This is a genomic window from Verrucomicrobiota bacterium (assembly GCA_027622555.1).
GTDB lineage: Bacteria > Verrucomicrobiota > Verrucomicrobiia > Opitutales > UBA2995 > UBA2995.
On sequence record JAQBYJ010000146.1, the window covers coordinates 1 to 11,309 of the forward strand.

Annotated in this window: 10 protein-coding genes and 1 other RNA gene; 6 read left to right on the forward strand and 5 right to left on the reverse strand. The window is 51.1% G+C overall.

Annotation, left to right across the window (positions count from 1 at the left end; genetic code table 11):
- The 3 genes from ssrA to O3C43_22545 all read left to right on the forward strand — a co-directional run.
- Positions 1 to 67, forward strand: a transfer-messenger RNA (tmRNA) gene (ssrA, locus tag O3C43_22535); the annotation flags it as partial.
- Between the two features lie 78 nt (positions 68 to 145).
- A complete protein-coding gene (locus O3C43_22540; protein ID MDA1069270.1) occupies positions 146 to 628 on the forward strand; it encodes a hypothetical protein in 483 nt (160 codons plus the stop codon).
- The gene (locus tag O3C43_22545; GenBank protein ID MDA1069271.1) at positions 598 to 1,554 is read left to right on the forward strand and encodes a mannonate dehydratase; all 957 of its coding nucleotides are present in this window, start codon (positions 598 to 600) and stop codon (positions 1,552 to 1,554) included. Before O3C43_22540 ends, O3C43_22545 begins: the two co-directional genes overlap by 31 nt.
- A gap of 123 nt (positions 1,555 to 1,677) precedes the next feature.
- Here the strand turns inward: O3C43_22545 and O3C43_22550 are convergent, their stop codons facing one another.
- Positions 1,678 to 2,262 carry a PQQ-dependent sugar dehydrogenase gene (locus tag O3C43_22550; protein ID MDA1069272.1) on the reverse strand — a complete coding sequence of 195 codons (585 nt, stop codon included), beginning with the start codon at positions 2,260 to 2,262 and terminating at the stop codon, positions 1,678 to 1,680.
- A gap of 335 nt (positions 2,263 to 2,597) precedes the next feature.
- Here O3C43_22550 and O3C43_22555 point away from each other — a divergent pair, with 335 nt between their 5' ends.
- On the forward strand, positions 2,598 to 6,995 hold the full coding sequence (locus O3C43_22555) for a sulfatase-like hydrolase/transferase (GenBank protein ID MDA1069273.1): 4,398 nt from the start codon (positions 2,598 to 2,600) through the stop codon (positions 6,993 to 6,995).
- A 16-nt stretch (positions 6,996 to 7,011) separates the two neighbouring features.
- Here O3C43_22555 and O3C43_22560 read toward each other — a convergent pair whose 3' ends face one another.
- Positions 7,012 to 7,164, reverse strand: a complete 153-nt coding sequence (locus O3C43_22560; GenBank protein MDA1069274.1) for a hypothetical protein — start codon at positions 7,162 to 7,164, stop codon at positions 7,012 to 7,014.
- 72 nt (positions 7,165 to 7,236) lie between these two features.
- On the opposite strand from O3C43_22560, the gene O3C43_22565 reads away from it, so the two are divergent.
- Positions 7,237 to 8,187 (forward strand): PmoA family protein, encoded by a 951-nt coding sequence (locus O3C43_22565; protein MDA1069275.1) that lies wholly within the window; start codon positions 7,237 to 7,239, stop codon positions 8,185 to 8,187.
- 300 nt (positions 8,188 to 8,487) lie between these two features.
- Here O3C43_22565 and O3C43_22570 read toward each other — a convergent pair whose 3' ends face one another.
- The 3 genes from O3C43_22570 to O3C43_22580 are packed head-to-tail and all read right to left on the reverse strand — an operon-like array spanning position 8,488 to position 10,874.
- Positions 8,488 to 9,381, reverse strand: coding sequence for an ROK family protein (locus O3C43_22570; GenBank protein ID MDA1069276.1), 894 nt, complete (start codon positions 9,379 to 9,381; stop codon positions 8,488 to 8,490).
- Positions 9,374 to 10,021, reverse strand: coding sequence for an SIS domain-containing protein (locus O3C43_22575; GenBank protein ID MDA1069277.1), 648 nt, complete (start codon positions 10,019 to 10,021; stop codon positions 9,374 to 9,376). Before O3C43_22575 ends, O3C43_22570 begins: the two co-directional genes overlap by 8 nt.
- A gap of 10 nt (positions 10,022 to 10,031) precedes the next feature.
- Positions 10,032 to 10,874 (reverse strand): hypothetical protein, encoded by an 843-nt coding sequence (locus O3C43_22580; protein MDA1069278.1) that lies wholly within the window; start codon positions 10,872 to 10,874, stop codon positions 10,032 to 10,034.
- Between the two features lie 199 nt (positions 10,875 to 11,073).
- Here O3C43_22580 and O3C43_22585 point away from each other — a divergent pair, with 199 nt between their 5' ends.
- Entirely contained in the window at positions 11,074 to 11,232 is a 159-nt protein-coding gene (locus O3C43_22585) for a hypothetical protein (GenBank protein ID MDA1069279.1), read from the forward strand.
- The last annotated feature ends 77 nt before the right edge of the window (positions 11,233 to 11,309 follow it).

Sequence of the window (11,309 nt, forward strand, 5' to 3'; positions counted from 1 at the left end):
ACTAAACATGTAGACGCCGTATGTGAAGGCTCAAGGGACGCGGGTTCGACTCCCGCCACCTCCACCATTTTATCAACGACTTACGCTATATTTGCCAATTTGAATTGGCAAATCTGAAAAAGAAGTCTACCTTAGCGGGTAGATCATGGCTAAACAAAGATTCAAAATTACCAAGTTCACCAACCCCGGCGGCGGGGAGGCTTGGCGGTTGTCCGGTACTCTGAATGGGGACCGTATCCGCAAGAACTTCAATAACCGGGCCGCGGCAGTTGCGGAGCGTCAGCAACTGGAAATCAAGTACCTCAACGACCAGTCGGACGGCCAGACTGTTTGGACCACTTTGACCCACGATCAGAACCGGGACGCGATCGCCGCTGTAAATCAGCTCAAGCAATCCGGTTCAACCAAGACACTCTCTTTTGCGGTGAACTACTTTATTCACCACTACAAGGAAGCCGCCGAAACCATGAAGGTCGAGGAAGCGGTATTCGAGTATGTCACCGAGAAGTCCCGCGAGTTTGAGCGGGGAATCATCTCCAGGCGGCAACACCGGGCCATCCGCATGGAAATGGACAAGCTCCAAAGCTCATTTATTCAATGTCCGGTAGTATGGATCCGGACGAGGTGAAGTTTTGTAAGCAGCTGGGCATTGCGTATGTCCAGACCAGCGCGGATGAAGGAGGTCATACCGCGGACAACTATCGTCGCATCCGTGAAAGGGCCGAATCGCATGGCCTGAAACTCTGGACCATTGGAAACGGCAGTCTAATGAAAATGGAGGAGGTGACACTTGGACTGCCCGGCCGGGACGAGAAAATAGAGGCATTCAAGCAGAACCTGCGCAATCTGGCCGCAGCCGGCATTAGGTATTTCAACTATGACCATTCGCCTCTTGGCACCTGGCGGGCGGAATCGGGGGAATACCGTGAGGGTGTCGAAACCCGGCTGTATGACGAATCCAAACCTATGATGCCGGTAAAGGGCCGGAAAATGAACCGCCCCGATCCCGACCGTGTTTTCACTGAAGAGGAGATCTGGGACAATTTCATTTATTTCATCAAACAAGTGGCTCCGGTTGCCGAGGAATGCAAGGTGCGGATTGGCATTCATCCCAATGATCCTCCAGGGGTTACTCTGGGGAATGTGCCTCGCTGTATTTTCAGCAGTTTTGAAGGTTACAAACGCGCTTTGGAGATCGCCGACAGCGACTACGTGGGGATGTGTCTTTGCACCGGCTGTTGGCTGCAAGGTGGTGACTCCATGGGCAAAGATGTTATCGAGACCATCCGGTACTTTGGGTCGCGAAACAAGCTGTTCCTGGTGCATTTCCGCAACGTTTCCGGAACCGTGCCGAAATTTGCGGAAACCTTCCTCGATGATGGTTACATGGATATGTACAAGGTTATGCAGGCGTTGGTCGAAGTGGGATACGATGGCGGACTACATGGCGATCATTGGCCTGAGATGGTGGGCGGTCCCAATGTCGGGACGGCCTACACCGTAAGTTACATAAAAGCCCTGGTGAATTCTGCACTGTCGGATGCAAGGCCTTAGGGAAAAGTTTTTTAATACTCATTTCAAAACCCCCACCTCTGCGGCTTCGCCGCTGAAAAGCAAATTCCTATCAGCAAAATCAGACAAATTGCTTCTCCATGCTTTCAATTTTCACTCCTCCCCCTAAACCCCCACCTCTGCGTCGCCGATACTAACGTAAATGTTTCCATCGTAGATCGCAATGGGACCTATCTGATGAGACACTGCCGAAAGATAGTTTTTAAAAATGGGAGCCAATTCCTTTCGCGATGTCGGCTGAAGACTAAATACGCCTGGCTCAGATTGAAATCGTGAAATCCCGTTTCTGTACAAACCTGCTTCATCCTCATAAGCATAAGAGACAAAAATATAACCGTTTTCAGGTTCTAGACAAAGGCCCGCCATACCGATCTCTCCCGCAACTTCGGGCAATTCCAATACAGGTTCAAGTTTGAAAAAATCCTCTGCGAACGTTCGAACCGTTCGGTCGTTCGATACGACCATCAGGCGTCCCCTGATTTCTGTTACAAAGTAGAGCGGGGAGTCCGGATTGGTTCCCGGATTTGGAACAAAGGCGATAGCTGTGGGGAAACGATAACCTTGAGAGTCAATTTCTAACCGGAAACCTTCAGCAACGGCGTAATCGTCTTTCCAATCAGCACCAAGATTTAAGGAAAACGAAGTTATTAGGATACAGCAGAAAACAGCTGTTGTTAATTTCTGTTTCATAGAAGGATGAGATGAGATGCTTTTTTAAGGATACTAACGTCAGGAAGTCGATTAGTAAAAGGATCTTAACAAACTTACAACTTGAGCGTCCTCACCCTAAATCGTGGAATTTGTAATCCGATTTTTGAGACGGGATCGCCGCTAATTTCATTCTTATTTTACCTGCATTTCCTCGGATGATCGACAAACCGCTTTCGCATCGGTAACCCAGTACCGATTACAATATCGATTTATAGTGCTAATCAAAAACCAACCGAAGCTGAATCGAATAGTTGGACATTTCAGTTTAGCTTCAATAGTCCAGCCTTGTAAAACATTGATCCGTACCCCGCCAAATGAAACTGTCATTTATTCTACCTTTTCTCCTCCTTACTGTTCAATACCTGGCGGCTGAAAGGCCCAACATTGTCATCGTGATGGCTGACGATCTTGGTTGGGGAGATCCACAGTGTTACCAACCGAGTTCCAAAATTCCGACGCCGGCGATGAACCGGTTGGCTGAGGAGGGAGTCAGGTTTACCGACGCCCATTCCCCTTCCTCTGTTTGCTCACCCACCCGTTACGGATTGTTAACCGGGCGGTACGCGTGGCGAACGCGCATGAAGTCTGGAGTACTTGACGGGTTTGATCCTCCGCTAATCGAGAAAGACGGTGACACTCTGGCCAGCCTTTTGAAACGAGTTGGCTACAAAACGCACTGTATAGGCAAATGGCACCTTGGACTGGAGTGGACGGCCAAAGACGGATCTACTATATGGGACCGAGACATATCAAAAGGATTTCGGCCGGGTTTCGATGTAGATTTCTCCAAGCCCTTCCGAGGAGGTCCTATCGAACGCGGATTCGATACTTTTTTCGGAATCGCTGCGTCACTGGACATGAGTCCGTATTGTTTTCTGAGGAACGACAGGGTTGTTGAAATTCCAAGCAAGCAAACAGCAGATAACCGGGATGGCCTATTCATGAACCAGGTGCCGGGCGTGACGCCAGAGGACTTTGAACTAGGGGACGTCTTGCCTCGAATAGCATCGGAGGCCGCAAAAATAATTCGCGACTCGGAAAACGACCCGATTCCGTTTTTCTGTTATGTGCCTTTTTCCGCTCCCCATCTTCCGGTCGTGCCCACACCGGAATCAATAGGTAAAAGCGAGGCCGGCAGCTATGGCGATTTTGTGGTGGCAACGGATAACGCCCTGGGCGAAATCCTCAAAGCGCTGGACGAAACCAACCAAGCCGAGAACACTTTGGTCCTGTTTACCAGCGACAACGGCGGGCTATTTCATTATTGGGATTTCCGGGCATCGGATGATGGTGGGGATGCACCAAAAACCAAACGAGGAGAGATGATCCGTCGTTACAACCACCAGAGCAACGCAAACTGGCGAGGCACAAAGGCAGACATTTATGAAGGGGGTCACAGAGTTCCATTTCTGGCCCGTTGGCCAGGCCGTTCCCTACCTGGCCGCACCATCGATGCCACGATCGAGTTAACAGATGTATTTGCAACGATTTCCGAGATCGTAGGTGAGTCCAGCAGCGGCGATTCCGGAATGGATAGCCTGTCAATTTTCCCCATAATCACAGGCAGCAACAAAGTAGTCCGACCATTCGCAGTCCATCATTCCTTGAGAGGACTATTTGCCCTTCGACGAGGTGATTGGAAACTGGTTGAGGGTCGTGGCTCCGGTGGTTTCACAGATCCAAAAACTATTCAGGAGAGCGCGCCGACTGGTCAGCTTTACAACCTGAAACTGGATCCACAAGAGACGACAAACCTCTACAATAACGAATCCGAAAAAGTGGTGGAACTCGGCAGCATCCTGCAAAGCGTGAGAGAAAGTGGCGGGGCAGACACAGCTACAAAACTAGCGCTTTCACCCGAATCCACCGCCATCAACGCTGCCACACCCAATGGTTTTTCGATAGACGTAATTGCTTCAGAGCCCACGGTCAGTCAGCCGATTTCGTTTGCCTGGGATCACCTGGGTCGCCTTTGGGTCGCTGAGTGCAACACTTACTCCGATCGCAGCCTGAACTATGACCTCACTCAATCGGATCGAATCGTCGTACTCTCAGACGAAGACAATAACGGAAGCTTCGAAACCAGGACTGTGTTCGCGGATAACTTACAACGCCTTACGAGCGTCGCCGTTGGATTTGGAGGAGTGTGGGCACTGACGTCTCCAACCATGGTTTTTTTCCCGGATGTCGACGGAGACCTGGTCCCCGATGGACCCGCGAAAATAAAACTGGATGGATTTGATCTGAAAACAACCCGCCACACCATCGTTAACGGATTAAAGTGGGGACCCGATGGTTGGCTCTACGGGCGGCACGGAATTCAATCAACTTCAGTAGTTGGAAAACCAGGCACCCCGCAAAGTGACCGCACTCGCATCAACACCGGTATCTGGCGTTATCACCCGCAAAGAGAAAAAGTAGAGTTATGGACCGAAGGGGGTACCAATCCGTGGGGACACGATTGGAACAGCGAAGGCGATCTTTTCTACATCAACACCGTAATCGGACATTTATGGCAGGGAATTCCCGGTGGATTTACAAAACGAATGTATGGCCAACATGAGCGGCCGTTTCTCTATCGGCTTTTGGATATGCATGCGGACCATTGGCACTTTGATATAAACGGAGACTGGAAAATCACCCGGGAAAATGTGGATGCGGAGGATGCGTTTGGCGGAGGCCATGCCCATACCGGGCTCATGATTTATCAGGCCGACAAATGGCCTGAACAGTACCGGGGAGATCTCTATGCACTCAATTTTCACGGCCGCCGAGTCAACCGTGAGTCCCTTCACCAGGAAGGCAGCGGCTGGGTGGCAAAACATAAACCCGATTTTGTGAAATTTCCCGACCCGTGGTTCCGGGCTGTCGATATCATGCAAGGGCCCGATGGAGACGCTTATATTCTGGACTGGTCGGACACGGGTGAATGTCACGACAATGACGCCATCCACCGGGGCTCCGGCCGGGTCTATCGTATCCGATACGGGGAAGTAACAACCGGTCCAAAATCCATTCCCGAAACCTTCGAACAGCTCGATGCCTGGCTACGGCACCCAAACGTCTGGTACGCGCGTCAAGCCCGGTTACTGATTCAGGAAATCAATGCGATAAACCTGCTCTCCAAAAAGTGGGTAGCAGGTCTGCAAGATCGATTTAAAAATGAAAAAGATGAAATGCTCGCACTCAGATATCTGACAGCCTTGCATGCCGCCGGAGTTTCAAAACCCGAGACATTGCTCAGGGATCCACGGGAGTCGATAAGAGTGCAGGCCATTCACCTTCTACGGGAAAAAGAAACGGTATCCGTCACTGAACTGCCCGGCCTTGTTGAAGCTGCACGCAACGATTCCGCACGTGTCCGCCTCGCCATTGTTTCGCTGCTGCCAAAACTTGATTTGGAATCCCGGCTTTCCGTCGCAGAATATCTTTTGGCTTATACTGAGGATGACGAAGACCACAACTACCCATTGATGTTGTGGTATAACATCGAACCGATAGTTGCCAACGCAGAGGAGGTTAGCATAAAACGCCTTTTAACGTCGTGTCGAATTCCGGAAATCAGACGGTTCATAATCCGCAGGCTCGGAGAAAATTACGAAACGAACAAAGGCCTGATATCCCGTCTTTTACTTGGATCCCCCGAAGACATCAATACACACATAGCCGGACTAGCCGACGCGCTTGAAGGTGTGCCGAAGGCACTACCACCACCTCAATGGAAGGCGATTTCCAAGATGGCCGCTGACTCACCTTACGTAAATCAACTGGGCGCAATTTTTGGAGACGGCAGAGCACTCACAAGCCTGATCGAAATTGTTGATGACAGTACAGCCGATCCCAATGCTCGTCGTTCCGCGATTCGCAATCTTGCAACTTCGAATTTACCCAACTTGAAATCTCACCTGTTGCGCTGGATCGAACAAGATCAACTGGCCGGAATTAGCGCTCAAGCCCTCGCTCGTTTTCCTGACGTGGAGGTCGGCCGAAAAATGCTGGAGCGCTTTGGAAACATGATGCCCGCAGAGCAGGACACAACTATAGACGTCCTGGTGTCGCGCGCCGAATGGGCCGGGTTGTTGCTCGATAAGGTGGCTGAAAGGCGGTTTGCCCCAGATATATTAAATTCGATTCAGGCTCGGCAAATAGTCGCGTTAGGCGATCGATCTTTGACCAAGCGACTTTCTCGGCTATGGGGAGATATTAATCCCCTAGGCGCTGATGCCGCAAATTCTGAGTTGGAAAAGAAAATCAGGACCCTAATTACCGCCGATTCACTGCGAAAGGCCGATACAAGCGCCGGCAGAGCACTGTTCAGCCAACGGTGTGGCAGTTGCCATCAGTTATATGGAGAAGGCAGCATACTTGGGCCCGACCTCACAGGATCCGGTCGAAATGAACTCGATTACCTTTTGGAAAACATTTTGCATCCAAACGCGGTTGTGCCTGCCGGGTACAAGTTATCCACGGTCAAGCTAAAGGACGGTCGAACTTTATCAGGCTCCATTTCCGCCCAAACGGACAAACGGATTTCACTCAACCTTGTGGGGGCACAGAAGCCGATGCTGTTAGCAAACTCCGAAATCGAGGCCATAGAAACTTCGAGTCAGTCACTCATGCCAGCGGGTCTTTTAAACGATCTCAGCAATGAACAATTGCCCGACTTTTTCGCCTATATGATGGGTGATCACCAAGCTCCGCTTAAAGAATAAACTTTTCGAAATTATTTTAGGCTATGGCAACTATCAGTCTCAATTCCACCATTTCGACGGAATCGTTAAGAAACGACTCAATCGCTTCTGCATAATGATCTACCTGTTTGGTCACACAGGTCATAATTCCGGTTCGATCTTTTTTGCGTGGTATCCGCACGTCGATCATGGTTGCCAGTTCTCACGTCGATCCCATACTCAGTTCAAATATTTACCCGCCCCAATTCATAACATCACACCCATGAAAAATCTTATCGTCAGATCAGTTATTGCCTTAACGCCGGTAATTCTCGTTTCGATTCCTCTTTCCGCTCAAGTCAGAACAGAAAAAACGGCTGAAGCGGTTCATGTTTTCGTAAGTGACAGCCCGGTGCTTACCTACAACACCGAGACGGTCCAACCACCAGCGGGAATGGACAAAAATTATGCACGAAGCGGTTTCATTCATCCGCTCTACTCTCCTGCCGGCAAAGTTTTAACTGACGCGTTTCCAGTTGGTCACGTGCATCAGCACGCAATTTTCAATGCCTGGACTCAGACAACATTTCACCACGAAGTGGTAGATTTCTGGAATCAGCTTGGGGGCACCGGCACTGTCAAGCACACCAAACTCGGAACCGTAAAAGACAATTCCTTCGAGGCGTACCTGCAACAGGTCAGTGTAAAACAGGGGCCGGCTATAGACGAGGAGTGGGAAGTAAAAGTAAGGGACAGCAGTGATCCATTCATCATAGACATCGAGATAGAGCAGGAATGTGCGACAGAAAACGAAGTTTACCTGCATCCTTACCACTATGGAGGATTCGCTTTTCGCGGCAGTGCACATTGGAGCCCGGAAGACGAGGCACATTATGAAGGATCGATGAAGATATTAACCGGACAAGGCGTTAGCAGCATTGAAGAAAGCAATCATACGCGTCCGAAGTGGGTTGCGGTATACGGCACGATTGACAGAGCGCAGGCTGGATTTGTTATCATGGATCACCCGTCCAACTTTCGTTACCCACAACCGGTGCGGGTGCATCCGAAAATGCCATATTTCGTTTTTAGCCCGGTAATTGAGGGGTCGTTTATCCTGAAACCCGGTTTTACCTATACCGCCCAATACCGAATTGTTACTTTCGACGGTGTACCAGCGGCAGACACAATTGAGAAGTGGTATAAGGCGTATATCGGGAAAGGTGGTAAGTAGCAAAATGGGAGGTTTCGGGTGTCAGGACGTGCCATCGCTTTGCTGTAGGCCAAGGCCTCGCAGTATTCGCGACTTTACGCTACGGGGCAGAAATAAGGGTCGGGGCAGAAATAAGGGTCGATGTTCATATTTCATATTAAGAAAGGGATGAGCAAACGACCTTAGGTCTTCCAACTACGCTTTACAAGCTACGAAGGACACGGTGATTTTTGACAAGAGGAGGTAGCCAGAAACTGCCATGCCCTTAAATGAGTATGGGCAACACTCTTTTAAGGAATGGCTCGTTGTGTTTCTTTTACTTTATTGCTTCTCGTCCCAATAGGCGGCCACGGCGATGGCTGCTAAATCGCCTATTCGTTCTCCGAGTTCTGCGGGCATCACCTCGCAAGCGGATAGAGCCGGCGAGAGCGCCTCTCTCTCGAGCGACGCGAGCATCGCTGGTTCAATCCATGGTCGGGCTCGAGGATAAATGCCGCCGATCAAGATCCGTTCGGGATTGAGAATATCGACCAGAACGGCCAAGCCGCGTCCTAGTTGTTCGCCAAAACGGGCGAATGCCTTCAATGCGGCTTCATCTCCCTGGTGGGCCAGTTTCGCCGCTTCCTTTGCGGACATGCCGGCCCATTGTGCGAAACCTCCGCCGCTGCACCAGCCTTCGAAGGACCCGCTCTTTCCGTAGCCGATCGGGCCATCATCGGTAAGACGCATGTGACCGATTTCACCGGCGAAGCCGTTGGTCCCTTCGAGGATTTGCCCATTGCAAACGATGCCTGATCCCATTCCGGTACCGCAGGTTAAAAATGCGAAGTTGTCGCAATTCCGTCCTCCTCCATACCTGCCTTCCGCGAGGGCTCCAGCATTGGCATCGTTCATTAAGTAGGTGGGCAGTTGAGAAGCTTTATGGGCGAGTTGAACGATAGGAACCGCGTCCCAGCCGGGCAAGTTGGGCGGGCTGAGAACGATTCCCTTCTTCGAATCCAAAGGACCCCCACAGGAGATTCCGACTCCGTAAAGCGAATCGCCGTAGCGTTTGGACAACTGTTCAACTTGAGTCAGAATCCATTCGCAGGTGGGTTCGAAGCTCGCGGTTGCCACTTCTTCGCGTGCTAAAATCTCGCCTTCATCAGTGCCGACGAGAACGGCGCATTTGGTCCCGCCGATGTCGATTCCCAAATAGTGTCGCCCTTTATTCATGCCCTAGCTTTGTTTCGACTAAATCGCAAAGCGTATGGAGCAGCAGAAGGTGTGCTTCTTGTATCCTCGCTGTGCTCGTGCAGGAAACGCAAATTTCGTGGTCGGCTTTGCCCGAGCAGACGCCTCCGTCCTTGCCGAGGAGGGCGATGGTTTTCAATCCCAGGGCCTTCGCTTTCTCGAGCGCCAGCAGGATGTTCTTGGATTGACCGCTGGAGCTGAATACTACCAGGCAGTCGCCCGTGCGGCCGAAGGCTTCCACCTGCCTTTCGAATACGCGGTCGAACTCGTAGTCGTTGCCGATAGCAGTCAAGTCTCCGCCATGCGCGTTCAGGCATAGAGCCGCGTAGGCGGGACGATCGTTCTTGTAACGCACGACGAGTTCGGTGGTCAGATGGGCGGCTTCCGCAGCGCTGCCACCGTTGCCGCAGGCGAGCAGGCGTCCGCCTGAGCGGAGTGTATTGGCTATGTCATCGGCTGCGTTTTCGGTCGTATCCGAGAAGGCGTTCAGTTGTTGGAGAAGTTCGGCTGCTTCTTGTGTATTTTGTTTTAGGAAACTCATCTTTAAATTCTGCTTCCGTTGTCTAAGTGGCTGACTAATAAGTCTGTGTAGGCAGAGTGATCTTCGACTTATTAAACACACTCTCAGGAATTTATGGCGACACAAATGCAGGGGGCTGCGCCTCGAGTCCCAGTTGAGGTACCCATTGCGTGTATTGCTCCAAATTGAAGGGACGTGGCCCTGCTAAATAATGGTTGTGACCGGTCGACGAGTCCGTCCGCCAATTCAGCAGGTATAGAGCACAAACAGGGGAGGCGGGAATTTCGCCGACTTCGGCGCGACCATTCGCAGGCACGGTGAGGGTGTGTTTCAAAAGCGTATCCGTTTGCCCGATAACGCTAATGGCGACGTCGATTTTGGCATCGTTAAGCGTGTCGTTGACCGCAATGACTTTGTGCCGTTCATTCTCGGCTTCATCCACCATGACGCATAGGTCTTGCTGGACTCGTTTGATATAGGAGTAGGCCAGCTTGGGTCGGTTGTAGTAGTCGACCACCGCGTCGGAAATCAATGGCCAGCCGTCGCGGATATTCCACCATAGGATTCCGGTGCGTCGCCATTTGCCCATTCGAAATCGCTCGATGAAGAACTTCATCGCTTCGGCCTGGCTGATTTGCGAGGCCTGGATAAACGGTTCCAGCTGGTCGGGAATCACGTCGAATAAAATCGAGACCTGGTTCGCCATCAGCCGGATTCGACCGTCATGTAGCGATTCATCGGGAAAGCTGGCGACCGCTTTCGCTCGCCACTGCGGATCTATCTCGCCGTCGTTCTCGAAAGGCCACAGGTGTTCCGGTTCAATCATCTGTTTGAGCGATTCCAGACAAGGCGCGCCGTGGTACCCAATTTCGCTGACAAAATGCGCGGGCGAGTTCTGGTAGAACGGTCCCTTGAAATCGTCTCTCGGTCCCCAGGGGGCGAGGGAAAGGGTCAATCCAATACCCTTGTCATTCCTCTTCTCACGAAAAGCACTTGAAGGCCTGCCCGAAGCTCGGACTGGACTAGGCTGGTGAAATGAGGGAGTCGTTTGGACGCAGCGTTTGGAACGCTGCCGCGAGATATTGGGAAGGAGCAAGGAACAGATCGTAAACGATTTAAAATCCGCAGATTGGAAGGTGGAAACTCCGGCGTATATGAAAAAGAAGCTGCTTTGCCGAAATGGCTGGCTGGCGGAGCGACTTAAAATGGGAGGTGAATCGTCTGTGGCTCGCTACGTATCAGAATTCCTGCGCGGGAAACGCACCTCGGTTCAGCCCTACTTCGATAAGCTTACTACAAAGGTATTGGATTGACCCTTTTGGCTCTTCCTGAGAAAGGCATTAATCTTGAGACTTTATGAATGCAGTATATCAGTTGATACTTCGATAGT

Coding starts and splice junctions, on each gene's coding strand:
- O3C43_22540 (MDA1069270.1), top strand. CDS start 146: ATGGCTAAACAAAGATTCAAAATTACCAAGTTCACCAACCCCGGCGGC.
- O3C43_22545 (MDA1069271.1), top strand. CDS start 598: ATGTCCGGTAGTATGGATCCGGACGAGGTGAAGTTTTGTAAGCAGCTG.
- O3C43_22550 (MDA1069272.1), bottom strand. CDS start 2,262: ATGAAACAGAAATTAACAACAGCTGTTTTCTGCTGTATCCTAATAACT.
- O3C43_22555 (MDA1069273.1), top strand. CDS start 2,598: ATGAAACTGTCATTTATTCTACCTTTTCTCCTCCTTACTGTTCAATAC.
- O3C43_22560 (MDA1069274.1), bottom strand. CDS start 7,164: ATGATCGACGTGCGGATACCACGCAAAAAAGATCGAACCGGAATTATG.
- O3C43_22565 (MDA1069275.1), top strand. CDS start 7,237: ATGAAAAATCTTATCGTCAGATCAGTTATTGCCTTAACGCCGGTAATT.
- O3C43_22570 (MDA1069276.1), bottom strand. CDS start 9,381: ATGAATAAAGGGCGACACTATTTGGGAATCGACATCGGCGGGACCAAA.
- O3C43_22585 (MDA1069279.1), top strand. CDS start 11,074: ATGAAAAAGAAGCTGCTTTGCCGAAATGGCTGGCTGGCGGAGCGACTT.